Source organism: Pseudofrankia saprophytica, assembly GCF_000235425.2.
GTDB classification, from domain to species: Bacteria; Actinomycetota; Actinomycetes; order Frankiales; family Frankiaceae; genus Pseudofrankia; species Pseudofrankia saprophytica.
Map to the genome: position 1 here is coordinate 7249420 of NZ_KI912266.1, position 25470 is coordinate 7274889.

Sequence of the window (25470 nt, forward strand, 5' to 3'; positions counted from 1 at the left end):
TCTTCCGGCACCACCCGGGCCGGTCGCGGAGGCGGACCACGGCGCCCGGGCGGGCGCGCCACGAGGGCGGGGCTCCCGTCATCACGCCCTCCAGAAGAACGGTCGTCTCTCAGACGAGAATGATCTGCTCGTCTTGATGAGAACGATCAGCGTACGCTGGCGAGAGCGACGTTACCACAAATCGTAGGGCGTCCTATAGTCCTGCGAGCATCGTATAATCAGGGCATGCCAATGGTCCGTCCGTTCCGCTTCGCCGTCCAGGGCACCAAGGCAGCGTCTGGTACCGCGTGGCGCGACCTGGCCCGGAAGGCGGAGGACCTCGGGTACTCGACGCTCTTCGTGGCCGACCACTACCTGGGCCCCGGCCCCGTGGCGCGGGCGGCGAGCATGCCGCCGCAGCACCTGGCCCCGATCGCCGCGATGACCGCCGCCGCCGCGGTGACCACCTCCCTGCGGGTCGGCTGCCGGGTCTTCTGCGTCGACTACCACGTGCCGGCCGCGCTGGTGAAGGAGGCGGCGACGATCGACCTGCTGTCCGACGGCCGGCTCGAGTTCGGCATCGGGGCGGGTTGGAACGGGGCCGAGTACGAGGCCATGGGCCTCACCTTCGCCCCGGCGCCGCGGCGCATCGACAAGCTCGTCGAGGTCGTCGCCCTGGCCAAGGCCCACTGGTCCGGCGAGCCGATCGAGATCAAGGGCGACCACGTCAACGTCTCCGGCTACCGCGGCCTGCCGGCGCCCGTGCAGCAGCCGCGCCCGCCGATCATGATCGGCGGCGCCAAGAAGCGTGTGCTCTCGTTCGCCGCCCGCGAGGCGGACATCGTCAGCATCTCCAACGTGCACTTCACCGCCGTCAACGACGCGGGGCTGACCCCGGCCGAGGAGCTCGCCCGCCGGGTCGACTACGTCCGGTCGGCCGCGCCCGAGCGCGTGGGCGAGCTCGACATCGAGGGCTCACCGTATTTCTCCGAGATCACCACGGACAAGGCGGCGGTGTTCGAGAAGCTGGCCGGGTGGATGAAGACCACGCCGGACGTGACCGCCGCGCATCCGAACGTGCTCGTCGGCACCCCCGACGAGGTGGCCGACCAGCTGCTCGCGCGCCGCGAGGCCTTCGGCATCAACTACGTGACCATCCAGTCCGACCAGCTCGAGAGCTTCGCGCCGATCGCCGCCCAGCTCGCCGGTAAGTAGCCTTCAGCGCCGACCGGCGGGCAGCCCGACCCGGCCGGCCAGGATCACAGGAGGACCCGTGCGCGAACCGCGCGCCCGCCGCTCGGAGCTGGCGACGCCGGCCAGCAGCGAGAAGATGTGCATGAAGGCCGGCTCGTCCGGGGCCGACCTGGTCTTCCTCGACCTGGAGGACGCCTGCGCGCCGGCCGCGAAGGCGTCCGCCCGAGGCATCGCCGTCAAGGCGCTCATTGGCCAGGACTGGGGCCACACGGTCCGCGCCGTCCGCGTCAACGGACTGGACACCGAGTGGTGTCACGACGACATCATCGAGATCGTCACCGGTGCCCGCGAGGCCGTCGACGTCCTGATCGTGCCCAAGGCGCGCTCGGCCCGCGACGTCTGGTGGGTCGACGTCCTGCTCACCCAGCTGGAGACCAAGCTCGGCCTGCGCCGGCGGATCGGCCTCGAGGTGCTCATCGAGGAGGCCGAGGGCCTGTCGAACGCGGCCGAGATCGCCAAGGCCAGCCCCCGGCTGGAGGCCATCATCTTCGGCGCCGGTGACCTGTCGGCGTCGCTGCACGCCCGGGTGAACGGCAACTTCGACCCGCTCGGCGACTACCCCGGCGACTTCTGGCACTTCGCCCGCGTGCAGGTGCTCGCGGCGGCCCGTGGCGCCGGCATCGACGCGATCGACGCGCCCTACCCCGCGTACAAGGACCCCGACGGCTACCGCCGGGCCGCGACGCACGCGAGCCTGCTCGGCTACGACGGCAAGTGGGCGATCCACCCGTCCCAGGTGCCCATCGCGAACGAGGTCTTCGCCCCCACGGCGGCGCAGATCGCCGAGGCCCGCGACTCGATCGAGGTCTACCGCGCCTCCGAGCGCGACGGGGTCGGCGCGATCGGGCGCGACGGCCGGCTCGTCGACGCCGCCCACATGCGCCTGGCCGCCAACGTGCTGCACCGGGCGTCGCTCGCCGGACTCGTCGACGAGGTCTAGACCACCGGAACCAACCCGCCCCTCAGCCCAGGGCCGCCAGGCAACCCGACCCGAGCGCAACCGCCGCTTCAGGCCAACCCGACGCACAGTGCAAGAAGGCAGTAGTAAGGCGCCCTACCGCGCGACCGGCAGCAGGAAGCGAAGGGTAACCGGAGGAACCATGCAGGTTCAGGATCGTCTGTTCATCGGCGGCGAGTGGGTCGCGCCGAGTGGCCCGGACACGTTCGACGTCATCTCCCCGGCCACCGAGGAGGTCATCGCCACGATCGCCGAGCCGACCCCGGCCGACGTCGACAAGGCGGTGGCCGCCGCGCGGACGGCGTTCGACGAGGGCCCCTGGCCCCGCCTGGACCCGGCGGAGCGGGTCGCGGCCATCCGCCGGCTCGCGGCGCTCTACAAGCCGGGCCGCGCCGAGCTCGCCAGCCTGATCACCGCCGAGATGGGCGCGCCGATCAGCTTCGCCAAGGTCGGGCACGTCGCCATCCCGATGTTCATGATGAACGCCTTCGCGGGCATCGCCGAGAACCTCGTCTGGGAGGAGACGCGTCCCGGCTTCTACGGCCAGGACATCCTGGTGCGCAAGGAGCCGGTCGGCGTCGTCGGCGCGATCGTCCCGTGGAACATGCCTATGCACCTGACGATCGGCAAGCTGATCCCCGCGCTGCTCGCCGGCTGCTCGGTCGTGCTGAAGCCGTCGCCGGAGACGCCGCTGGACGCGTACTGGCTCGCCGGCCTGCTGGAGCGGGCCGACATCCCGCCGGGTGTCGTGAGCATCCTGCCCGCCGGGCGGGAGATCGGCGAGTACCTGGTCTCGCACCCGGGGATCGACAAGGTCTCGTTCACCGGCTCCACCGCCGCCGGCCGCAAGGTCGCCGCCGCCTGCGGGGCGAACCTCAAGCGGGTCGGCCTGGAGCTGGGCGGCAAGTCCGCCGCCGTCGTGCTCGACGACGCCGACCCGGCGGCGATGGCCAAGGGCGTCGAGGTCGCCGGCCTGATGAACAGCGGCCAGGCCTGCGTCGCCCAGACCCGGGTGCTGGTCCCCCGGTCGCGCTACGCCGAGTACGTCGACGCGCTCGCCACCATGGTCTCCTCGCTGCCCACCGGCGACCCGACCGACCCCGCCACCGCGGTCGGCCCGCTGGTCGCCCAGCGCCAGCAGGAGCGGGTCCGCGGCTACATCGAGCTCGGCCAGAAGGAGGGCGCCCGGCTCGTCGCCGGCGGCGCCGACCTGCCCGCCGGCGTCGACCGTGGCTGGTACATCCGGCCGACCCTGTTCGCCGACGTCGACAACTCCATGCGCATCGCGCAGGAGGAGATCTTCGGCCCGGTCCTGTCCGTCATCCCCTACACCGACGAGGCCGAGGCGGTCCGGATCGCCGACGCGACCGAGTACGGCCTGTCCGGCTCGGTGTGGACGGCGGACGTCGAGCGCGGCCTCGGGGTCGCCCGGCGGGTGCGCAGCGGCACCTTCGGCGTCAACGAGGCCTACAGCATGGACCCGGCGGCGCCGTTCGGCGGCGTGAAGGCCTCCGGCATCGGCCGCGAGCTGGGCAAGGAGGGCATCGAGGGCTTCCTCGACTCCAAGTCGATCTCGGTCGCCGCCAGCCGGTAACCAGCGCGGCGCCAGACCACGGCCGGACGGTGCCAGGCCGGCCGGCCGTGGTCATCTCGGTCCCGGACGCGTCCCCGGACACGCCTGCCGCGCGGGCGTCGTACGGTAGGTTGGGATAGCAGCTTCCGTTAGCCGAGAATGCTGCTCTCAGCACTTTTCAACGCCGTTGCCCCCTCCGACGGCGGAGAAACAGGTCCCGCGCCCGGCCGGCGTCGCGGTGTTGAAGGGAGCCTTCAGGTGGCGAACGACCTCGAGTCGTTGGACTTCTTCCTCGGCAAGGAGCTTGTCGAGGACCCGTACCCGTACTTCGACGAGCTTCGGTCCAAGTGCCCCGTGCACCGGGAGCCGCACCACAACGTCGTGATGGTCACCGGCTACGACGAAGGCATCGAGGTCCTGCAGGACAGCGAGAACTTCTCATCGTGCACCTCGGTGACCGGCCCGTTCCCGGGATTCCCGGTACCAATCGAGGGTCGCGACGACGTCGCCGAGCTGATCGCGCAGCATCGCGACTCGCTCCCGTTCTTCGACCAGCTGCCGACGATGGACCCGCCGCTGCACACCGACCATCGCGCGCTACTGATGAAGATGATCACTCCTAAGCGCCTCCGCGAGAACGAGGAGTGGATGGGTGTCATCACCGACCGGCTCCTCGACAGCCTTCTGGAGGGCGGCAAGGGCGAGTTCATCGGCGACTTCGCCGGGCCACTGGCCCTCCTGGTCATCGCCGACCTGCTCGGTGTCCCGGAGGAGGACCACGCCGAGTTCGTCGACCACCTGAACCGGGCCGCCAGCGGCACCATCGGCGGCACCAGCGGCGAGTCGCTCTCGCACTCCCCGCTGGAGTTCCTCTACGAGAAGTTCAAGGTCTACATCGAGGACCGCCGCAAGGAACCCCGCGGCGACGTGCTCACCGGGCTCGCGCAGGCGACGTTCCCCGACGGGTCGACGCCCGAGGTGATGGACGCCGTGCGGGTCGCGGCGAACCTGTTCTCGGCCGGCCAGGAGACCACCGTCCGCCTCGTCAGCACCGCGGGCAAGCTGATCGCCGAGGACCCCGAGCTGCAGGCCAGGCTGCGCGCCGAGCCCGGCCTGATCTCGAACTTCCTCGAGGAGACGCTGCGGACGGAGAGCCCGATCAAGGGCGACTTCCGGCTCGCCAAGGTGCCGACGACGGTGGGCGGCGTCGACATCCCCGCCGGCGCCACGCTGATGGTGGTCAACGGCGCGGCCAACCGCGACCCGCGGCACTTCGAGGACGCGGACAAGTTCGACATCAACCGGCCGAACTCCCGCCACCACATCGCGTTCGGCCGCGGCATCCACACCTGCCCCGGCGCCCCGCTCGCCCGCGCCGAGGCCCGGGTCGCGATCGAGCGGCTGCTGGCCCGCACCAGCGACATCCGCGTCGACGAGGCCGTCCACGGCCCCGCGGACGCCCGCAAGTACCGGTACCTCCCGACCTTTATCCTGCGCGGCCTCGGGTATCTGAGCCTGGAGTTCACCCCGGCGGAGAACCCGAGCGAGGCATGATGAAGGTCTTCATCGACGAGGACATCTGCCGTGGGCACGGCGTCTGCGCGGCGGAGTGCCCGGCGGTGTTCGGCATCAGCGACGACGGCTACGGCGAGGTCCTGGTGGAAGAGGTGCCGGCGGATCTCGAGGCGGAGGTCCGCAACGTCGCGGGCCACTGCCCCGAGCGCGCCATCACCGTCGAGTAGGACGCCGACGCGTCGACGGGCGGTGGTGGGCTCAGGCCCACCACCGCCCGTTCGTCGTCATCGGCCAGACCACCGAACCACCAGACCGCCGGACCACCAGGGTCGCCCAGCCCGACGCCCAGGGCCGGGCCGCCCGTCGGCGCTCTTCGTCGTCTCAGCGGCGGCTCTACGTCTCAGAACCCGGTGATGATCGCCGCGTTGCAGTCCGCGGCGGCCTGGCGCAGCGGGATCGCCTTGGCATAGGCCTCGGACGTGTACCAGGCCTTGGCCTCCTCGACCGAGTCGAACTCGAGGATGACCGTCTGGTCGCCGTGCCACTCGCCCTCGAGAACCTCGGTGGCCGGTCCGACGGCGAGCGGCCGCGCGGCGACACCCGCGAACGAGGCCCCCGCGAGCTTCCCGTACTCGGCCATCCCATCCGGGTCATTGATCGCCTCGGTGAACACGACATACGCCTTCGGCATGGCTTTCTCCCTGGATGTCAGCGCAAGATGTCCCGCGGCGATGCAACCACAGCGCTCCGCCAGACGCAGCCGCCGTCCGGACGACGCGATGGGGCCGGTCACGGTCAGGACAGGTACGTCCCACCGAAGGATTCGATGAAGTCGAAGGTCTGCTCGCGCGAGGTGGAGTGGCAGGAGATCACCAACCAGGTCACCCCGATCTTCTCCAGCTCCGCCCACTGCTCGCGGTGCCGGTCGGCGTCCGCCGTCGGCGCCTCGGTGAACGTGGCGTCGTTGTAGGAGGACGTGAAGTCGAGCGGGCCGGGGCGCCCCGCCGCGACGGCCGCGTCCTTGACCCCCTGGATCAGGGTGGCGAGCTGCTCCCGCGAGGTGATCGCCATCGTCTGGGCGGTCTGGGCCACCTGGGGGCTGGCCATCATCGGCAGCCAGCCCTGCGCCTTCTCGGCGGCACGGCGCCGGGCACGGCCCGAGTTGCCGCCGACCCAGATCGGGATCGGGTCCTGGACCGGCTTCGGCCGGGCGATGACGTCGCGGGCGTCGAAGTGCAGGCCCTTGTAGCTGAACGGCTCGCCGCGCCAGTGCAGTGGCAGAACGTCGAGCGCCTCGTCGAACAGGGCGGCCCTTTCCGCCAGGTCGACGCCGAGGGCGAAGAACTCGGACTTCTGGTAGCCGGTCCCCATGCCGAGGATCAACCTGCCGCCGGAGAGCTTGTCGACGGTCGCGGCAGCCTTCGCCAGCGTGAAGGGGTTGTGGTAGGGCGCGACGACCAGGTTCGTCATCAGTCGCAGCCGGGTGGTCGCCGCCGCCGCGAAGCCGAGCGCGACGAACGGGTCGAGGCTCTGGTGCCCGCCCGTCTCCAGCCACCTGGCGCCGGGCACCGGATGTTCGGTGAGCGAGATCGCGTCGAAGCCGGCCTTCTCGGCGGCGGCGGCGACCTCGTCCAGCGGCCCGGCGTGGAGCATGTCGCGGCTGGTCCCGTTGGTCTCCGGGTAATGCAGGATGAAGCGCATATAACCCTCCTACACCGTGCGGATCGGCAGACGCATCCAACCGCGCGTCGTGGACGTGTGATCGAGGACCGCGTTGTCGTAGTCGACGTCCCAGTCGGTCCAGCGCCTGAGCACTTCCTCGAGCACGACGCGGCCCTCGGTGCGGGCCAGCGACGAGCCCATGCAGAAGTGGATCCCGCGGCCGAAGGCGAGGTGCCGCTCCGCCTCCCGGCCGATGTCGAACGTATCCGGGTCGGGGAAGCGCCGCTCGTCCCGGTTGGCCGAGGCGTTGAGCAGCAGCATGATGCTGCCTTCCGGCACGGTCTGGCCATGCAGGTCGACGTCACGGGACAGCACCCGCGCCTGTACCGGCGACGGCGACTCGTAGCGCAGGATCTCCTCGATCGCCTGGTCGACGGTGGACGCGCCGGCGACGATCGCCCGGCGCTGGTCCGGGTGGTCGGCCAGCAGCTGCCCCGTCCAGCCGATCAGCCGGCGGGTGGTCTCGTTGCCGGCGCCGGCCAGCAGCGCGATGTAGAGGAGGATCTCGGTGCGGGTCAGCCGGCGGGTCGTCCCCGTCTCGTCGCGGAACTCGACGGTGAGCAGCGTGGTCATCAGGTCGTCCGAGGGGTGGTCGACCCGCCAGTCGACGTACTCCGCGAAGTCCGCCATCGACGCGCCCAGGTCGGACAGCTTCGGGACCTCGCCCTGAGTGATGTGGTGGCGGGCGTTGCTCCGGTCGCGCAGCGCCTCCTGGTCGCTCTCCGGGATGCCTAGCAGCATGCCGATCACCCGCATCGGGACGAGCGCGCCCAGGTCGGCGACGAAGTCGAACCCGCCGGCGCCGACGAACTGGTCCAGCGTGCGCACGGTCAGCTCGCGCACCCGGGGCTCCAGCGCGGCCATCCGCTTCGGCGTGAACACCCGCGACAGCAACGCGCGGTGCAGGTCGTGGAGCGGCGGGTCCTCGGCCAGGACCATGCCCGGCGGTATCGGCGACCCCGATTTGATCATTTCGAGGACCGAGCCCTTGCCGGAGATGTAGGTCCGGTGGTCGACGAGCGCCTCGTCGACGTCATCCCACCGGCTCAGCGCGTAGAAGCCGTGCCTGTCGTTGCGGTAGAGCGGGGCCTCGTCCCGCATCCGCCTCCACACGGGGTACGGGTCGCTGTCGATCTCCACGTCGTAGGGGTCGTAGTAGATCCCGCGGTCCGCCGTAGCGCCCGCTAAGCCGAGTTCCGCCACGTCTGAACGCCTCCATCCGCCCCGGGGCACCGACCACCGGCCACAGCGGCAGCCAAGCCATATTCGCGGCAGCAGCATGTCACCGATACGAGGGCCGAGGCAACCGCGGTGGACACCTCCGCCGCGCACCGAGCCATCGCCCACGGCCGCCCACGGCCGCTTCCGGTTGCGGGCGCGCAGGCGAAGGGCAGGTCGCCTGTTGCGCGCATGCGTACCGGCCGATGAGTATCTACTCATTAATGATAAATCCGCGGCCTGCCCGGTGCCGGCCGCCGCGAGGCGGAAGGAACGCGGATGACCACCGAGACGACGGGGCAGGGCCCGCTTGCCGGCATACGGGTTGTCGAGGTCGCCTTCGGTACCAGCGTGGTCGGGGCCGGCCTGGCCGGCAGCCTGCCGGGTGCGATGCTGCGCGATTTCGGTGCCCAGGTGACCCGGGTCCGCTCGGCCCGCCGGCCGGCGCTCGACACCGGGGTGGAGTTCGCCCGCGTCTGGGACCGCGGAAAGGAGATCGTCGAGGTCGACGACGACGCGGACCCCGCGGGCGCGGCGGCGACGGCCGCGGCTCTCGCCAGGTCCGCCGACGTCCTGTTCCTCACCGGCGCGGAGGAGGCGATCGAGCGCCGCGGGCTGGGCTATCCGGACCTCGCGCGCGCCAACCCGGCCCTGGTGGTGGTCCGCACCCGCCCCAGCTACTCCGCACGCGGCGCGCTCGCCGACCTGGAGCTGCTGCTCGCCGCCCGCACCGGGCTGCTCACCCAGATCCGGTGCCACCAGCCGGGCCGCCCCGCCTTCGCGGACCTCGCGATCGCGAGCGCGGGCGCGGGGCTCACGGCGACGGTCGGGGCGCTCGCCGGGCTCTACGAGCGGGCCGCGACCGGGCGCGGCGGCTGGGCGGAGACCTCGCTCGCCGACGGCCTGCGCGCCCTGCTCCCCATGATCATCGGCCGGGTCGAGCATCCCTCCCCCACGACGACGCTGCTCTGGAAGGACCAGGGCCCCAAGGAGAGTCTCGCCTACCGGTGCGCCGACGGCGAGTACATCCAGCTCTGGTTCGGCGCCAAGGGCGCGTACGAGGAGTTCCTCGCGTACCTCGGCGAGCCCCCAAGCGAACGCGGCTACAACGCCGACCTGATGAGCGGCGCGATGGTCGAGCGCGGCGCCCGCTGGGCCGCGGCGTTCGCCACCCGTCCCCGCGCCGCCTGGCTCGCCGACCTCGCCGGCCACAACTTCCGCTGCGAGCCGGTGCTGCGCCCCGGTGAGGCGCTCCTGGACGACCACGTGCGCAGCACCGGGCTGGCCGTCGGCCACGACGACCCCGACCGCGGCCGGATCACCGTCCTCGGCCCGATCGCGCGCGTCATCCCAACGGGCCAAGCCGGCCCGCCCAGCACAGCCGGCCCGGCCGGCCCGGCCCGGGCCGCTGGCGCGCCCGCGCCCGGCGGCGCTGGCGAGGCGGGTGCCGGGCGGCTGCTGTCCGGTGTGCGGGTGCTCGACCTGTCCGCCTACCTCGCCGGGCCGGTCGCGACGGCGGTGCTGGCGGAGCTCGGCGCGGACGTCGTCAAGGTCGAGCCGGTGACCGGTGACATTCACCGGAACATGGAGCCCATGTTCGCCGCCGGCCAGCGCGGCAAGCGGGCCGTCGCGCTCGACCTGAAGGCGCCCGGCGCGGCGGGCGTCCTCGCGGCGCTCTTCCGCGACAGCGACGTCGTCCACCACAACGCGCGGGTGGGGCTCGCCGAGCGGCTCGGCTACGACGAGGCCACCGTGCGAGCGGCGAACCCCGACGTCGTCTACTGCCACGCGAGCGGCTTCGGCGCGACCGGCCCGCGCGCGAAGCTGCCGGCCAACGACCACCTCATGCAGGCGCTCTCGGGTGTCGAGGGCTCCCAGGGGGGCGCCGGCCAGCCGCCGACGTTCCTCGTCTGGGGCGCGATCGACTCGGCGAGCGGCTGGGTCGCGGCCTGCGGACTGCTCGCGGGCCTCTACGCGCGCCGCCGTGACGGCGGCGGGCAGTCCGTCAGCACGTCGCTGCTCGGGGCCGGCCTGATGCTGAAGTCCGGCGCGTTCGTCGTCGGCGCCGGCGACCCGGCCGACCCCGGCGCGGGCGGCACAGCCGCCACGGACAGCACAGCCGCCACGGACGGCACAGGCGCCACGGTGATCGCCGGGCCGGCGCTCGACGCCGGCCAGACCGGCTACGGCGCGGCCTACCGGATCTACCAGGCCGGCGACGGCGGCTGGTTCGCCCTCGCGGTCCCGGACGCGAAGACATGGGGACGCCTGCGCGACGCGGTCGCGGCCGGCCTGCCCGCGGGGCGGGGGTCGCTGCTCGCGAACCTGCCCGCGACGCCGCCGCCGCTGCGAGCCTGGCCCGGCGAGCGCCAGCCCGCCGAGGAGATCCTCGAAGCCGCTTTCCATGAGGGCGGCGCGGCGGGCTGGGCGGCCCGGCTGCGCGCCGCCGGCGTGCCGGCCGAGCTGGTCGCCGGGGTGGACCGTTCGGGTTTCGTCGCGAACATCGTCGACGACCCCGTGGACCGCGAGCTGGGCCGCACGGTCGCCTTCGACTGGGGAGCGCGCGGCCTGACCGAGCAGCCCGGGTTCGCCCTGCGCCTGGGGCCCGAGCCCCGCCCCGCCGTCCGGGTCGCGATCCCCGGCCTCGGCGAGCACACCGCCGAGGTCCTCGAGGCCGCCGGCTTCGACGCGGCCGCCCGCGCCACCCTCGCCGCCGCCGGCGCGATCCCCGTCGAGGCGCCGAGCCCCGTCGGCACGTCCGGCTGAGCCTCCCGGCCGTTCCTGGGCGGGTTCGTGGCCGATGGTCGACTTCGGGGACGCCACCATCGCCCACGCTCCAGATTCGCCGGACGAATCGTGGCCGACCATGGTGTCCCTGAACACCACCGTCGACCACGCTCCAGATCTGCCACCTGGGTCGGCGGCGGTCATCGACCATGATCCAGACTTCGGCGTGCTCTGGGTGACCAGTACGGTCCGTGCGTTCCGCGGTCCGTGCGTTCGCTCGGTTTGAGATACTGACAGGATCATGACGAGCGATCCGACCCGCTCGGTGGGCTGGCCAGCGGAGCGGCCAGCGGAGCGGGCGCCCACGGTCGGTGCGGACGTGCCCGCGCCGGAGTCGATCGCCCGGCGCGTCCCGTTCGCCAGCAATCCCGCCGTCGGTCAGCGTGGACGGCTCACCCAGCAGCGCATCGTGGCGGCGGCGCTGCAGGTGTTCGGTGAGGGCGGCTACCACACCGCCAGCGTCGCCGACCTCGCCAAGCGCGCCGGCTGCTCGCGGGTGGCGTTCTACCAGTACTTCTCCAGCAAGGAGGACGTGCTTCGCCAGCTGGCCGGGCAGGTCGCCCGCCAGGTCGGCGCCTCCGTCGAGGCGATGGGGCCACTGACCCCCGACGCGGCGGGCTGGACGACGATCCGCGAGTGGGTGGAACGGTACGCGGACATCTACGAGCACTTCGGCGCGGTGTTCCAGGTCTTCGAGAGCGCGGCGAGGGAGACGTTGAGCCTCAAGGCGCTCAACGTCCACGCGGCGGCGGCGAACATCGCGCTGATCCGGTCCAGGCTCGTCTCGACCACGCTGGCCCCGCACGACGCCGACGCGGTGATCGGACTGCTCCTGGGCGCCACGGCCCGCACCTTCTACTCGGCCGAGATCCTGCGCAATGCCGCCCCGCTGGCGTACCCGCGCACACGGGTCGACGACGCGCTCGCCGACGTCATCCACCGCGCTCTCTTCGGGCTGATTCCCGGCGTGAACGCGCACGGCCGCGGCGCCGACGAGGCGCCGTTCATCGACTTCGACCGCCGGGCGGGCGCGGCGCCGACCCGGCGCTCCGCCCTCACCGACACCGCGCGGGCCACCTACGACGCACTGCTCTCGGCCGGGTACGAGGTCTTCGTCAAGCGCGGGTACCACGGCACCCGCGTCGACGACGTGGCCGCGGCCGCCGGCCTGTCGCACGGCATCTTCTACCGCTACTTCGCCAACAAGGCCGACCTCGCGCGCACGCTCGTGCTGGCCGCGATGACGCCGCTGTCCAGCACGCTCGCCGCGATTCCCACGCCACCCGTGCCCGGGTCGGGAGAGGCCTGGTCGACGGCGGCGCTGCGGGCCTGGCTGCGCACGTACAACGAGACGCAGGTCTCCGAGGCCGGGATCATCAGGATCTGGGTCGACGCGACGCTGCACGAGGCGGCGCTCGGTACCGACGCGGCCGCGGCCCTCGACTGGGGCCGGCGCCAGCTCGCCCACTTCCTGGCGCCGCGCGGCTTCGGCGACGTCGACGCCGAGGCGATCGTGGCGATGGCCCTGCTGGACGTGTTCGGCGGTGGCCACCGCTCGGCGGAGACGCTGGAGGCCGCCGTCCACGTGATCGAGGGCGGCCTGCTCGGCCAGCAGCGCACGTCCTGACCGGCGGGCACGTCCCTGGCCTCATCGCCGAACCAGACTCATCGCCCCCAGCCGGCCGAGCCACTCGCCGCCGGGACCGACCTGCGCCCCATACGGAGACCGCCGGGCCGGCGCCGCGTCATCGACGCGGCGCCAGCCCGGCGCGGTGGTCCCTGTCTTCCGGAGCCAGCTTCCAGCCTCCGGCAGTCGACGTCCGGCTTCCGGAAGCCGGCTTCGGCTTCCGGAAGGCGCGCGGTCCCGCCGCGGTCAGACGCCGGCGGGGCTTTCGAGCCTGGCCGGGTAGCCCAGGAGCTTGGCCATGTTGCCGCCCATGAACTTGGCGACCCGCTCCTCGTCGGGGATGTAGGCCAGCAGGTCCTCGGCGTACTTGGCCGGCTCGGCCAGGCCCTCCGGGTGCGGGTAGTCGGACCCGAACAGGACATGCTCCTCGCCGAGCAGCTCGGCGAGCTCGGCGTAGTTCTCCTCCCAGAAGGGGGAGATGTAGATGCAGCGGCGGATGGCCTCGATCGGGTTCTCCGGGAAGTCCTGCGGCATCTTCTTGTAGAGGTCCTTCATGGCCTTCAGCAACGGCGCCACCCAGGCCGCGCCGTTCTCGATGACCGCGACCTTCAGGTCCGGGAACCGGGTAAGCGCGCCGTGGCAGGCAAGGGCCGCCACGGAGTCCTCGATCGGGCGCCACGCGGACAGCATGCGGAACGCCTGCGGCTGGAACGGCAGGAACTCGCTGTTGTTGCCGTACCAGTCGTTGGTGTACCGCTCATAGCCCGAGTCGGACGAGTGCATGCCGACGACCAGGTTGTTGTCGACGATCTTCTGCCACACCGGGTCGAACTCGGGGAAGCCGAAGGACCGCGAGCCGCGGAAGCCCGGCACGGGCGCGGGCCGGATCAGCACGACCTTGGCGCCGCGCTCGATCACCCAGTCCAGCTCCTCGAGGGCCTTGTCCACGATCGGCAGGGTGATGACCGGCGTGGTGAAGATGCGGTCCTCGTAGTTGAACTGCCACGTCTCGTAGATCCACTCGTTGAGCGAGTGGATCACGGCGTGAATCAGATCCGGGTCGTCGCGCATGCGCTCCTCGACCAGGCTGGCGAGGGTCGGGAACAGCAGCGTGCGGTTGACGCCCTGCTCGTTCATGAGCTCCAGGCGCGCGGCCGGGTCACGGAAGGCGGGAAGTGCCCTGATCGGCGCGCCGAAGATCTCCCGGCGGCTCTTACCGTCCGGATTTCCCTTGCGGTAGTACTCCTCCTGGGCACCGGGGCGCGCGACCACATCGAACGTCGGGTTCGGAATGTAGTTCGAGATCTGCCCCCGCACGACGATCTTCGTGCGGCCGTTCACGTCGACGTAGTCGATGGCGCCCTTGTACCTGTCGGGCAGGTACTTGGTGAGTGCATCGCGCGTCTCGTACAGGTGGTTGTCCGCGTCGAACACAGGGAACCTGGCACTGGTCATGTTCCGACCATAGGCCGTTTCTAACACTCGCGTCAACAGGCCGCTGGCAGCACGGCCGGCGCGGGAATCACGACGCGGTCGGCCGAGCCATGGGCGCGGGCATACCCCTTCGGCGGCAGCCAACACCGCCCGCGCCGGAGCCTCCGACGCGCTCGAACGGGGCTCGGCTCAGGAGTCGGCGCGCAGGCCGCGGAACAGCTCGTAGGAGGGGTCGGCGGTGTCGCGGCTGCCGCCGCCGGGCAGCCGGGCCGACGCCGGGCGGTCCTGCTCGTCGAAGTCCAGGACCCAGACGCGGTGGTCGATCGCCCACCGGCCGCCCCGGCGCGACCAACGGTCCAGGTACCGGCCGACGTAGAGCTCCTCGGTGAAGCCACCGGCCACGGCGGTCCGAAGGCGCACCGTGACGTATGACTCGCTGACCGCGCGGTCGCCCTGGACCTCGATCCCGACGGTCGCGATCTGGTGGGAGTGCGCCGAGCGCCGGAGATGGTTACGCGAGACCTGGTCCACGAAGTCACGGCCCGCGCCCTGGAACACCGACGCGCCGTAGTCCGCTGTGCCGTCCTCGTGCCAGACGGCGTATCCCAGCTCGTCGTCGCGACGGTCCATCGCGCGGCAGTAGTTGTGCAGCTGCTGGCGAATCGCCTCGCGCGCCGCGAGGTCCGCCAGCGCCGCCAGCGTCTGGTCCTCCGTGCCGCTCACCGTCGTGTGACCGCTCTCCGCTCGACGTGGACCATATAGTGCACGGCCAGGTGCATCATATGAACCGTCGACCAGGGTCGCCGGAGCTCGGACACGCCGCCCCGGCGACCGCGACGGGCCCGAGTGAGGACTACGGAGGCTATCCGGATGAGGCTCGGCGTCACCTTCCCGCAGAACGAGCTGGCCGGCGATCCGGACGCGCTCCGGCAGTTCGCGATGGCCGCCGAGCAGCTCGGGTACGACCATCTGCTGCTGTACGACCACGTCGTCGGCGCCGTCCACGGCGTGGACCGGCAGCCACCGTTGCCGGAGCGCTCCTATGACGAGAAGGACCCGTTCCACGACCCGCTGGTCGCCTTCGGCTACCTCGCCGCGGTCACCCGGCGGATCGAGCTCGTCACCGGGATCCTGATCCTCCCGCAGCGCCAGACGGCCCTGGTCGCCCGGCAGGCGGCCGACGTCGATCTGTTCTCCGGCGGGCGGCTGCGACTCGGCGTCGGCATCGGCTACAACCCGGTCGAGTACCACGCGCTCGGAGCGGATTGGTCCACCCGCGGCCGCCGGCTCGACGAGCAGATCCCCTACCTTCGCCGGCTGTGGTCCGGCGAGCCCCATCAGTTCAGCGGCCAGTTCGACCAGATCGACCGCGCCGCCCTGTGTCCACCACCGAACGGGCCGATCCCCATCTGGCTCGGCGGCTCGTCCGAGGCCGCGTTCCGCCGCGCGGCCCGCCTCGCCGACGGGTTCATCTTCGGCTACGGACTACGCGAGGATGCCACCCTCGCCTGGCAGCGGGTCCAGGAGCTGCTGCGCGCGCAGGGCCGCGCTCCGGAGGACTTCCGGGCGTTGTTCAACCTGCTGCCGAGCGAGCCGGGCAGCTGGCTCGGGCAGACGGTGGCGGCCCTCCCGCGGCTGCGCGACGCCGGCGCGACCGACGTCGCCGTGACCAGCGCCCGCAACGGGCTGACCACCCTCGACCAGCACCTCGACTTCATCGCCGAGATGAAGCAGCGAGCCGACGCCGCCCTCGGCTAGTCGACGGCCGCCAGGGTCGCCCCCCACCCATGATCGCTGTGAGCGCGCCCCGGTGGTCGCGGACAGGCCCACATCGTGACCACGGCGGGGCACAAACGGCGATCACGCGCGGGATCGAGCGGGCGAACCCCGGCGGGTCCGGAAGTGCGGGACGTAGTCGACGGCGCTACTCGTAGAAGTGGGCCAGGAAGTGCGTCGACCAGTCCAGGGGATCGCGGGGCACGTAGTAGCCGGTCTCGTCCTGGATGGCCGCCCAGTTGGCGGCGACGTCGTCGACGTCGACCTTGGCCGGGTCGGGGTTGAGGTAGCCCTCCGTGACACCGACGAAGAGCCGCGAGAATCGGCCCCCGCCCGCCAGGTACACCTCACCGCTGACGCCGCACTCCTCGTGCGCCAGGTAGGCGACCATGGGGGCGACGGCGGCCGCGCTCAGGTCCGGGACGGCGCGGAATCCCTCGGTCAGCGGGGCGCTGCCGGGCGGGGCGGCGTCCGCCGGCGCATCGCCCGTCGACGCGGCGCTGGTCGCGGGGGTGTCCGCCGGGGCGCTGTCGGCCGGGGTGCCGTCGGCGGGGGCGCTGGACGCGGGCTTGTTGGCAAGCCGGGTCATCGCGTTCGGGCCGATGACGTTGATCCGGATGTTCTGCTTGCCGGCCGCCGCGGTCATGCTTCGCGCCATGCCGATCATGGATGCCTTCGACGTCGCGTAGCCGAGGTTGTCCGCGAGCCCGAACATGCCGATCGACGTCGTCAGCACGATGCGCCCGTAGCCCTGCTCCACCATGTGCGGCCACGCCGCGCGCACGGTGTTGAACGAGCCCTTCACGTGCACGTCCAGGTGCGCCTCGAGATTGGCGAGGTCGATGTCCGGAAGGCCCGCCCACACCATGTTCCCGGCATTGTTGATCAGGACGTCGATGCGTCCGAACTCGCCGATGGCGGCGTCCACGACCGACTGGCCGCCCTCGACGGTCGACACGTCGCTGAAGTTCGCGATCGCGGTGCCACCGGCGGCACGGATCCCGTCGACGACCCTGTTCGCCGGCGCGGCATTGGCCCCGACGCCCGTCGACGAGCCGCCTAGGTCGTTCACGACCACCTTGGCCCCGAGCTGGGCCAGCAGGACCGCGTAGGCCCGTCCGATGCCACGGCCGGCACCCGTCACCGCCGCGACCCGTCCGTCGAAGGAGATCCTGCTCATCAGGGTGGCACCCTTCCTCTCCACGGCGGGCGCCCGCACCAGGGCGGACGCGACGCTAGGCTTCCTTGTACCGATCGGTCAACTTACTCCGGAGGAGCCGCATGAGCGCCGACTATGCCGATGCCGTCGCACGGATCAGCGACACCATCGCGGCGTACGCGCAGGCCGTGGACGACGCCCGCACCGAGGACGTCGTCGCCACCTTCCTGCCCGACGGGTCGGCGTCCTTCCCCGGCTCGGAGGTGCTGCACGGCCACGACGCGATCCGCGCGACGTACTCCAAGCTGACGCCGGGGGTGCCCCAGCGGCACGTCGTGCTGAACATCCACGTGACCGACTTCGACGGCGAGTCGGCCAGCGCGACGAGCGACCTGCTCTTCCTGGTCAAGGCCGAGAAGGGCTGGAGGGTCCAGCTCGTCGGCCGCTACACCGACCGCCTGCGGGCGAGCGGCGAGGCGTGGCTGTTCGCGAGCCGTGAGCTGGTCTTCGTCTGAGCGGAGAAGCCCGCGCCCGGAGGCACCGTGCGAGGAACAGGCACGGTGCCTCCGGGCGCAGGGCAAGGAAGCCGGCTCGGTCAGCCAAGGAAGCCCGAGTAGCCGCTCTCGACCGTCTTCTCCATCACCCGCAGCAATGCCGGCCGGCCAGCCGGGTTCAGCAGGAAACGCCGTGGCTTGCCCTCCACGTTCGTCCCGTAGTACTGGCCGTGCTCGACGAAGGTGGAGAACGGCAGGGCCTTCGCCATCGTGGCGGCCCATCTCTCCTCGGTCTCGAGCGGGACCTCGATGCGGTCCTGGCCGCGCTCGCGCGCGCGGCAGATCAGGTCGGCGACGAAGTCGACCTGATCACCGCCATAGCGCGGGTTGTTGCCCGCGGCGCCGTGCGGGCCACCCGGGAAGAAGAAGTTCGGGAAGCGGTGGCACATCAGGCCCAGGAAGGTGCGCGGGCCGTCCGCCCAGTACTCGTTCAGGGTCAGTCCGTCCACACCGCGGATGCCCATGCCCAGCATCGCGCCGGTGGCGAAGTCGAACCCGGTCGCCCAGACGATGATGTCGAACTCGCGCAGCCCGTCCGCCGTCTCGATGCCGGCCTCGGTGAGCCGGACGAACGGGTGGCGGCGCGTCGAGACCAGTTCGACGTTCGGCCGGTTGAACATCTCGTAGTAGTCGGTGACGAACGGCGGCCGCAGCGAGCCGTACCCGAGGTCCGGGATGAGCAGATCCGCGACCGCCTGGTCGGCGACGATCCCGCGGATCTTCTCCTCGATGAAGTCGCAGAACTCCTTGTTCGCCTTGGGGTCCAGCATCATGTCTTCGTAGTTGCTGTTCATCTTGGCGAACCCGGGGCTGTTCCAGATCCGCTCGTAGAACTCCCAGCGCTGGTCCTTCGCGTCATCGAAGGTCTTGCGGCCCGACGGCTCGTGCAGGAAGCCCGCGACCGAGACGGCGAGCGTGCTCCTGATCTTCTCGAAGCTCGCCTTGAGCTCGGCCTGCTGCTCGGCGGAGATCGGGTGGTTGTTGAGCGGCGTACACCACGTCGGCGTGCGCTGGTACAGCGTCAGCGACGCCGCCTGCTCGGCGATGACCGGCGCGACCTGCACCCCGGAGGAGCCGGTGCCGACCACGGCCACGCGTTTGCCGGTGAAGTCGACGGCCGTCGCCGGCCACCGGCCGGTGTGGTACTGCTCGCCGGCGAACGTCGCGCGCCCGGGCACGTCCGGGTACTGCGGCACCGAGAGCACACCCGTCGTACTGACCAGGTAGGTGGAGCGGACTACATGCCCGTCCGCGGTCCGCGTCGTCCAGGTCCGCGAGCCCTCGTCCCACTCCGCGGCGTCGACCTTGCTGCCGAATCGGATGAGGCGGCGAAGGTCGAACCGGTCGACCACGTGGTTGATGTAGCGCTCGGTCTCCGGCTGGCCGGCGAACTCCTCGCTCCACTCCCACTCATGCCAGAGCTCCTCCGAGAAGAGGTAGCCGTAGGTGTAGCTCTCGGAGTCGAAGCGGCACCCGGGGTAGCGGTTCCAGTACCAGGTACCGCCCACGCCGTCGCCCTGCTCGAGCAGTTGCACGGAGTACCCGTCACGCTGCGCGCGGTAGAGCTGGTTGATTCCGAGGATGCCCGCGCCCACGATGACGATGTCGACGTCTGCTTTTCCCATGTCTCCCACATCGGTCGCGATCACATCGGTCGCGGCGGTACACCCATAGATCTTTTTGCGCCGAGATTCCCTGCGTCTAGATCTTTTGTACCGACCGGTCCAGAGATTCATGAAGCTATCCCGACGCCCTCTGGAGCGTCAAGGCGACGAAGTTCCCGGCCGAACGGGCCAGGTGGGCCCCGCCTGGCCCGGGACACCGCGGGCACCCGTTGAACCGGCCGGGAGATCCGGCTACCGTCACGCTGTTTGTACCGGCCGGTCCAGAGGCCAGAGGACGCGCGAAAATGATCTACTTCCGCGTACCCGGAGGCCGCTGTCCCCGAGATCGCTAGGTGGAGGCAGGCTCGATGAGCGCTCCGGACATGAACTGGGTCGGCGTCCTCGCCCACCACGCGGACCGCGCTCCGGAGAAGCCCTTCGCCGTCTATGAGGGCGACACCGTCACCTACCGGCACGCCCTCGAGCGCACGACCGCCGTGGCCGCCGGCCTGCGGGCCCGCGGGATCGGCGCGGGCGACGTCGTCGCCCTGCTCGCCTACAACAGCGTCGACTTCCTGACGACGATCTTCGCGGCGAACTATCTCGGCGCGGCCGTCATGCCGCTCAACTGGCGGCTCGCGGCGGCGGAGCTGGAGTACATCCTCGACCACGCCCAGGCGCGCGCGCTCGTGGTGGACCAGGAGCTGGTCGCGCTCGCGACCGACGCGACCAAGCGGCTGCCCGCCCTGGCGCGCGTCGCCATCGCGGCGGCGGCCCCCGACGGATGGGAACGCTTCGCCGACCTCGCCGACGGCTCGGCGCCGCCGGCCGAGCGCGCCCCGGCAGCCGGCGACGACATCCAGCGGCTCATGTACACCTCGGGCACGACCGGACGCCCCAAGGGCGTGATGATCACCCACGCCAACCTCGCGTGGAAGAACTACGCCCACATCACCGAGTTCGGCTTCACCGCCGCGGACATCGGCCTCGCCTGCGGCCCGCTGTACCACGTCGGCGCCCTCGACCTGGTGACCACGTCGATCATCGCGGCGGGCGGGACGACCCATGTTCACCAGACCTTCGACGCCGCCCGCGTGGTCGACGACATCGAACGGTCACGGATCACCGTCGTGTGGATGGCCCCGGCGATGGTCCGCGCGGTCCTCGACCTGCCGGGCGTCGACGGACGCGACCTGTCGTCGGTCCGCGTGCTGATCGGCGGCGGCGAGAAGATGCCGCTCCCGCTCATCGACCGCATCCAGAAGGTCTTCCCGTCGGCGTGGTTCGCCGACGCCTACGGCCTCACCGAGACGGTCTCCGGCGACACCTTCCTCGACGCCGGCAGCATCCGCGCCAAGCGCGGCAGCGTCGGCCGGGAATGCCTGTACCTGGAGCTCGACATCTGGGACGAGGACGGGCGGAGGCTGCCCGCCGGCGAGGCCGGCGAGATCGTGCTGCGCGGGCCGAAGGTCTTCAAGGGCTACTGGCGGGACCCCGAGGCGACCGACCGCGCCTTCGCCGGCGGCTGGTTCCACACCGGCGACATCGGCGTGCGCGACGAGGACGGCTACGTCTTCATCGTCGACCGCCTCAAGGACATGATCCTCTCCGGCGGGGAGAACATCGCCGGCTCCGAGGTCGAGCGCGTCCTCTACGAGCACCCGGCGGTGCTCGAGGCCGCCGTCGTCGGCCGCCCCGACGAGAAGTGGGGCGAGGTCCCGGTCGCCTTCGTCGCTCCCAGGCCGGGTGTTTCGGTGACCGCGGACGAGCTCGTCGAGCACTGCCGCGGCAGCCTCGCGAAGTTCAAGGTGCCGAAGGCGGTCACCTTCATCGACGCCCTCCCCCGCAACCCCTCGGGCAAAATCCTCAAGCGCGAGCTGCGCGGACAGCTGTAACGGCGGTCGCGGGGAGCCGTCGCATGGCGCGCCGTCGCAGGACGAGCCCGTCGCGCGCTGGTCCTCGGTGTTCCGGCCCGGCGCGATGGCCAGCGGGGCCGCGGGACGACGTGCCGGACCGAGAAACCAGCGGGGTACGGTCCTTGGCATGGAGTCGCTTCCGCGCCCACCGGCCCTGCGGGTGATGCACGCGAACACCGCCGGGGAACGCGAGATCCTGGAGGCGTTCCTGGACTTCTACCGGGACGTCGTCGCGCACAAGGCGCTGGGCGTCGGCGACCAGGAGGCCAGCCGGCGGCTCGTACCGTCGGCCACCACGCTCGCGGGCCTGGTGCGGCACCTGACCACGGTGGAGCGCAACTGGTTCCACCGGCTGACGGGCGAGGACCCGGACCTGCCCGAGAACTCGTGGGAACTTACCGACACCGACCTGCTGGACACGCTGCTGAAGGACTACGACCGGGCCTGCGCCGCGTCCCGCGCGGCGGCGGCCGGGTTCGCGCTGGACGACGTCGTGCCGCACCCGGACGCGGGCGAGGTGTCGGTGCGCTGGATCTACGTCCACATGATCGAGGAGACCGCCCGCCACGCGGGCCACGCCGACATCCTGCGCGAGCTCACCGACGGCACCACCGGCGTCCTCGGCTGACCCGTCGCCCGTCAGCCGACGACGAACGCGACAGGCCGCGTCGGACGCTCACACGCTGATCGCCTGGCCGGCCGGACACCCGCCTTTCTGGGTCGACGACGAGATCACCGAGGTCGACTGCGCCCGGGCGAAACGCACCATCGAGAACACGCCCACCTTCATCTGGTCGTGTCGCCGACCTTGTGGCCGGTCAGGTGGCGGCCCAGCGAAGCCAGCGGTGTGAGGTATCGCCGGGAGCCACCGGGATGAGCAACGGCAGTGAGATCGGCTCCGTCCACAGGACCCTTGCGAGTGTCGGAAGATGTCAAGGTGACCTCAGTGGACGCGCTTGACGAGGTGCTACGAGGCATCGTCCGGGTGCGGGTAACCGAGGGTGGTGTTTCCGGGATCGGGTGCTGGGTGACCGTGTCGTGCTGGACATGGCCGATCCGGCGGCACTGCGCTTGCTCCGTGGTGCCCTGGCTGTAGATCAGACCACCGACGGGTACTGCATGTGTGCCGGGGAGCTTGCTTTCGAGTTCTTCGACGGGAGCGGTTGGCGTATCGCCGTCGTGGGTTTTCATCACGGCGCCTCGCTGCGCTGGCAGGGATGGGATGGCGACGTCCGGCTGCGTGACGGTGGCCGGGTGTTGCACTGGCTCGCCGACCACGGCGTTGTCGATCCGCTGGCGCGGGCGGCGAAGCGGCAACGCGCACGTCAGGAGGCACAACTCGCTCAGGAACGCTGGAAGACCGCGGCGCCCGCCGCCGTACGTGACCTTGTGGATCTGGCGGTGGCCGCCAGTGGCTCCAGTGGAGTCCTTCCACGGAGCGTGTGCAGCCTGGTCGGCCGGCGTCTCGCGGAGGCCATCCCAGACCGGGTCGAACGAGCTGCCGCCCTGCTGATCTGGTACGGCTCAGGGACGGGACGCTGTTCCGGCTACCCGGTACACGAAGCGCTGCCGGCATCCGCTCTCAGCGATACGCCGATCGGTGATCTCGTTGAGGCCCTGCAGCTTTTTCCCACCGACGCTCGAATTGTGGCCGGTGCCGTGCGGCATCTCTGCAGCTGGAAGAGCCGCACCCATCAGGCGCGGGACATCACTCGACTGTCGCCTGAGCTGCGGGCACGACTGCTTGCTGTGGCGTGCGAATCGGGCGACGACGACAAGCATCGCCGCGCAGAGCGGTGGCTGGGTGTTTACGCGGGGTGACAGCCGCGCGGCACAAAGTTAGCCCGCATTTGTTGGCACGACAGAAAATACGCCTGCCACGCGAGTCGGCGCGGCACCACAGGTGACCGAGCATTCTTGTCAGCGGGTAAGACCATAGTTTGGGTGCGACCGACTGTGACCGCGACATGGATCTCCGATGATTTTAGAATGGACACGAATCTCCATCGGTCGACCGCCGTTCACCGTTGACCCTGCGCACGGTCGAGGGCATGTCTGCATAGATGATGGCACCACTATTTCTGTCTTCGGTGGAAAGTAGGCCCTCTTCCTCGTTTGTATTGGTGTCGACCCGATACGTCCGGCCGGCGGGACTCGTCCAGATGAAGACGCCTGATTCTGGCTGGTCCAGCGTCCAGCCACCTCGATGGTCAAGGCCTTCATTTGTGGCGTGGCGCAGAGGACCGGGACGCGCGAGCTCCCGCCTGCGGCCCCCGACGGTGGGGCCCGCGGCTTGATCGCTGTTTGTGCACTCGGGTGGTCGCGATCTGGCCCCGCAGGCAACCACGGCAGGGCACAAACCGAGATCACCGAGCGGCTGGCGCGTCGGGCCGGAGCGTTCGCCGTCACAGAACTGCGGAGTGACTTCTCCGTGTGATCGGCTGGTGGGGAAATCGGAGCAGCGCGCCAACGGCACCCAGGATCCGCCCGATCGCCGGGCCGTTCATGATCTGGTGGGATTTTCGGAGTCCCAGCTCCGAAAATCCCACCAGATCATCGACTGCCATCGGTGGCCACGGCTGGCGGCAGGCTCATCACCGTTCACCGTCAACACCAGCCAACCCGGCGGGGCACATGGATATTCTGCCTAGTTGCTGAGGCCTGGGTCGATCTCCCGACCGCTGGCGGATCAAGCGTCTCTGCTCGGACGCCCTTCCTTACAAAATCGTTCCTGCCCGTCCACCGCCACCCGCGCTCGTCTACCGGTTGAGATTTCAAAGCCCAAGCGAGTGCCTGGATAGCCAGGCTCGGTATTGCACCTTCAGGGCGTCTCGTCGCTCTCGTGTTGGGAGGATGACGTCGGCGCCGCCGTCGTAGGGGTGATACAGCCACCCGAGGTCGATCGGCGCGAGGATCACATTTGCGAGTTCGTCGTTTGCGACAGCCCTCAGCACGGCGTCGATCGCGCCCTGCCGCCAGGGCATCACCTCGGCATAGAGCTGGGTGTAGCTACGCCACTCGGGGGCTTCGTCCGGCTCCTCCAGCACGGTTCGCCAGTGCCACGCCCTCGGGGCGATCTGCGAGCGTGTCGGCCAGACCGGAGAACCGGGTTCCACGTTCTCTGTCCACTCGCTGGTCACGACCAGGAGGTCGGGCCCTGGAGCGAGCGCCGACAGCACGGTGTAGTGCCGGCGAAGCACGATGGCGTACTCGGTCTCGTCGGTGGGGTACCGCTTCGACTCGGGAAGGCTGTGGAACCTCACCCATCGGTCCGGGTATCGGTCGCGCAGCCAGTGCGCGACCGGAGGACACTCGGGCCACCGCCGCTCCCACGACTGCGTCAAGGTCGACGCGGTCAGCACCTGGTTCGCCCCCATCAAGCCGTCATGCCGCGCCTGGAGGGCGCCGTGTTGGCGCCGAATGCCGCATGGAATTGCTCGCGGCACGCCTGCTGAACGACCGCCCGAATTTGATCATCGGCTGGGAGTCGCGGGAACTTCCATTCGTCGGCGAGGAGGTAAAGCCGACCCAGTGGCAGGCTGGTGACTGCCTCATCAGGGTAGGGGTCGACCATCCTGTCGTTATCGGCCATCTCGTGGATCTTGTCGAGGACCCATTGCTCGGTCGCGCGTCCCTGGACGTGTAGTTCGGCGATGGTGGTAAAGGTGGTCATGGCGGTCGCGCATTTCCGGCCGCGCTCCGCGGTGTCGAGATCGGACCGGTCCAAGCCGCAGTCGCCCAGGGCTGCTTCGAGCAGGTCGTGAACGGCGCCAAGGTCGCGTCCGCTGAGCCCCGCGAGCTCGGCAAGGGCTTCGCCGTCGTAGCCAGCGACCAGCCAGTGCGCCGCCCACAGCGGGATCGGCTCCACCGGCACTGTGCCCAGGACCCACCAGGCGGCGACAAGCCGCGGCGACGGAGGTTGGTCCGGCCAGTCATCCACGCCCGCATCATCCCGACGCTCGCCGTGCCCGTCGCGCCCATTACCCACGACGGCGGACCCGCGACCACGGCCCACCTCTGCACGACTGCAGGAAATGACACCCTCGACCCTGGTCAAGGGTCACATTTGTGAAGATCGACATATGACGCTGACCTGCACGTTCTTGCCGGCCTGAGGTCGGGGAGTCCTACTTCTGATCGTTTGCCAGCGCAGCACCGGACGTTGACCTGGGGGTTCGGGTGGTTGTCGCCGAGGATCCGGCGGCGGCGGGTGAGGGTGTCCTCGGCCAGTGCTCGGGCGGCGGCGTGGTTGCCAGCCTCGGCCAACCGGATGGCGAGGGTGTGGGCGCCGGACAGCCGCCCGGCAAACCGCACCCACACTCGCCGGTGCTCATAGTGGGACGGCCTGGGCGCGTTTCGGACGGCGGAATGGGACCCGCGAGCGACGCGAGCCA

At 70.7% G+C, this 25470-nt stretch carries 22 protein-coding genes; 12 read left to right on the plus strand and 10 right to left on the minus strand.

The features are described 5' to 3' along the window. Positions 1–225 precede the first annotated feature (225 nt). The 5 genes from FRCN3DRAFT_RS0230520 (at position 226) to FRCN3DRAFT_RS0230540 (ending at position 5506) form a co-directional block, all read left to right on the plus strand. Positions 226–1194 carry a TIGR03621 family F420-dependent LLM class oxidoreductase gene (locus tag FRCN3DRAFT_RS0230520; RefSeq protein ID WP_027141084.1) on the plus strand — a complete coding sequence of 323 codons (969 nt, stop codon included), beginning with the start codon at positions 226–228 and terminating at the stop codon, positions 1192–1194. Positions 1195–1252: 58 nt separating this feature from the next. Then, positions 1253–2173 carry an HpcH/HpaI aldolase/citrate lyase family protein gene (locus FRCN3DRAFT_RS0230525; protein ID WP_007509876.1) on the plus strand — a complete coding sequence of 307 codons (921 nt, stop codon included), beginning with the start codon at positions 1253–1255 and terminating at the stop codon, positions 2171–2173. 160 nt (positions 2174–2333) lie between these two features. Then, positions 2334–3785, plus strand: a complete 1452-nt coding sequence (locus FRCN3DRAFT_RS0230530; RefSeq protein ID WP_007509878.1) for an aldehyde dehydrogenase — start codon at positions 2334–2336, stop codon at positions 3783–3785. 237 nt (positions 3786–4022) lie between these two features. Further along, positions 4023–5318, plus strand: coding sequence for a cytochrome P450 (locus FRCN3DRAFT_RS0230535; RefSeq protein WP_007509880.1), 1296 nt, complete (start codon positions 4023–4025; stop codon positions 5316–5318). Next, positions 5318–5506, plus strand: coding sequence for a ferredoxin (locus FRCN3DRAFT_RS0230540; protein WP_027141085.1), 189 nt, complete (start codon positions 5318–5320; stop codon positions 5504–5506). Before FRCN3DRAFT_RS0230535 ends, FRCN3DRAFT_RS0230540 begins: the two co-directional genes overlap by 1 nt. Before the next feature lie 173 nt (positions 5507–5679). Here the strand turns inward: FRCN3DRAFT_RS0230540 and FRCN3DRAFT_RS0230545 are convergent, their stop codons facing one another. The 3 genes from FRCN3DRAFT_RS0230545 to FRCN3DRAFT_RS0230555 form a co-directional block, all read right to left on the minus strand. Beyond that, entirely contained in the window at positions 5680–5970 is a 291-nt protein-coding gene (locus FRCN3DRAFT_RS0230545; RefSeq protein WP_007509884.1) for a DUF1330 domain-containing protein, read from the minus strand. Positions 5971–6074: 104 nt separating this feature from the next. Beyond that, complete coding sequence (locus FRCN3DRAFT_RS0230550; RefSeq protein WP_007509886.1) at positions 6075–6980, minus strand: LLM class F420-dependent oxidoreductase; 906 nt, start codon at positions 6978–6980, stop codon at positions 6075–6077. Positions 6981–6989: 9 nt separating this feature from the next. Then, a complete protein-coding gene (locus FRCN3DRAFT_RS0230555) occupies positions 6990–8204 on the minus strand; it encodes a cytochrome P450 (protein WP_007509888.1) in 1215 nt (404 codons plus the stop codon). Between the two features lie 294 nt (positions 8205–8498). On the opposite strand from FRCN3DRAFT_RS0230555, the gene FRCN3DRAFT_RS0230560 reads away from it, so the two are divergent. After that, positions 8499–10985 carry a CoA transferase gene (locus tag FRCN3DRAFT_RS0230560; RefSeq protein ID WP_007509890.1) on the plus strand — a complete coding sequence of 829 codons (2487 nt, stop codon included), beginning with the start codon at positions 8499–8501 and terminating at the stop codon, positions 10983–10985. Between the two features lie 262 nt (positions 10986–11247). Continuing rightward, positions 11248–12633 (plus strand): TetR/AcrR family transcriptional regulator, encoded by a 1386-nt coding sequence (locus tag FRCN3DRAFT_RS0230570; RefSeq protein WP_007509892.1) that lies wholly within the window; start codon positions 11248–11250, stop codon positions 12631–12633. A gap of 246 nt (positions 12634–12879) precedes the next feature. On the opposite strand, the gene FRCN3DRAFT_RS0230575 is transcribed toward FRCN3DRAFT_RS0230570, so the two are convergent. Beyond that, positions 12880–14088, minus strand: coding sequence for an amidohydrolase family protein (locus FRCN3DRAFT_RS0230575; RefSeq protein ID WP_027141087.1), 1209 nt, complete (start codon positions 14086–14088; stop codon positions 12880–12882). 168 nt (positions 14089–14256) lie between these two features. Continuing rightward, positions 14257–14790 carry a nuclear transport factor 2 family protein gene (locus FRCN3DRAFT_RS0230580; RefSeq protein ID WP_007509896.1) on the minus strand — a complete coding sequence of 178 codons (534 nt, stop codon included), beginning with the start codon at positions 14788–14790 and terminating at the stop codon, positions 14257–14259. A gap of 147 nt (positions 14791–14937) precedes the next feature. Between FRCN3DRAFT_RS0230580 and FRCN3DRAFT_RS0230585 the strand changes: the two genes are divergently transcribed. Further along, a complete protein-coding gene (locus tag FRCN3DRAFT_RS0230585) occupies positions 14938–15825 on the plus strand; it encodes an LLM class F420-dependent oxidoreductase (protein WP_007509898.1) in 888 nt (295 codons plus the stop codon). A gap of 166 nt (positions 15826–15991) precedes the next feature. On the opposite strand, the gene FRCN3DRAFT_RS0230590 is transcribed toward FRCN3DRAFT_RS0230585, so the two are convergent. Beyond that, positions 15992–17023: an SDR family NAD(P)-dependent oxidoreductase gene (locus FRCN3DRAFT_RS0230590; RefSeq protein WP_027141088.1), complete on the minus strand. Its 1032-nt coding sequence runs from the start codon at positions 17021–17023 to the stop codon at positions 15992–15994. Positions 17024–17124: 101 nt separating this feature from the next. Here FRCN3DRAFT_RS0230590 and FRCN3DRAFT_RS0230595 point away from each other — a divergent pair, with 101 nt between their 5' ends. Continuing rightward, positions 17125–17517 carry a nuclear transport factor 2 family protein gene (locus tag FRCN3DRAFT_RS0230595; protein ID WP_007509901.1) on the plus strand — a complete coding sequence of 131 codons (393 nt, stop codon included), beginning with the start codon at positions 17125–17127 and terminating at the stop codon, positions 17515–17517. Positions 17518–17597: 80 nt separating this feature from the next. Here the strand turns inward: FRCN3DRAFT_RS0230595 and FRCN3DRAFT_RS0230600 are convergent, their stop codons facing one another. Beyond that, entirely contained in the window at positions 17598–19181 is a 1584-nt protein-coding gene (locus FRCN3DRAFT_RS0230600; protein WP_027141089.1) for a flavin-containing monooxygenase, read from the minus strand. Between the two features lie 347 nt (positions 19182–19528). On the opposite strand from FRCN3DRAFT_RS0230600, the gene FRCN3DRAFT_RS0230605 reads away from it, so the two are divergent. From FRCN3DRAFT_RS0230605 to FRCN3DRAFT_RS0230620, 3 genes are all read left to right on the plus strand, one after another. Further along, positions 19529–21055 (plus strand): acyl-CoA synthetase, encoded by a 1527-nt coding sequence (locus FRCN3DRAFT_RS0230605; RefSeq protein ID WP_007509905.1) that lies wholly within the window; start codon positions 19529–19531, stop codon positions 21053–21055. A gap of 148 nt (positions 21056–21203) precedes the next feature. Beyond that, complete coding sequence (locus FRCN3DRAFT_RS0230610) at positions 21204–21704, plus strand: DinB family protein (protein WP_007509907.1); 501 nt, start codon at positions 21204–21206, stop codon at positions 21702–21704. A gap of 410 nt (positions 21705–22114) precedes the next feature. Beyond that, the gene (locus tag FRCN3DRAFT_RS0230620; RefSeq protein WP_131803431.1) at positions 22115–22897 is read left to right on the plus strand and encodes a hypothetical protein; all 783 of its coding nucleotides are present in this window, start codon (positions 22115–22117) and stop codon (positions 22895–22897) included. 953 nt (positions 22898–23850) lie between these two features. Here the strand turns inward: FRCN3DRAFT_RS0230620 and FRCN3DRAFT_RS0230625 are convergent. From FRCN3DRAFT_RS0230625 to FRCN3DRAFT_RS52065, 3 genes are all read right to left on the minus strand, one after another. After that, positions 23851–24453: a DUF3885 domain-containing protein gene (locus FRCN3DRAFT_RS0230625; protein ID WP_007509911.1), complete on the minus strand. Its 603-nt coding sequence runs from the start codon at positions 24451–24453 to the stop codon at positions 23851–23853. Further along, the gene (locus FRCN3DRAFT_RS47075; RefSeq protein WP_007509913.1) at positions 24453–25016 is read right to left on the minus strand and encodes a hypothetical protein; all 564 of its coding nucleotides are present in this window, start codon (positions 25014–25016) and stop codon (positions 24453–24455) included. The genes FRCN3DRAFT_RS0230625 and FRCN3DRAFT_RS47075 overlap by 1 nt, the downstream gene beginning before the upstream one ends. 113 nt (positions 25017–25129) lie before the next feature. Further along, positions 25130–25396: a tetratricopeptide repeat protein gene (locus tag FRCN3DRAFT_RS52065; RefSeq protein ID WP_342435387.1), complete on the minus strand. Its 267-nt coding sequence runs from the start codon at positions 25394–25396 to the stop codon at positions 25130–25132. Between the last annotated feature and the right edge of the window lie 74 nt (positions 25397–25470).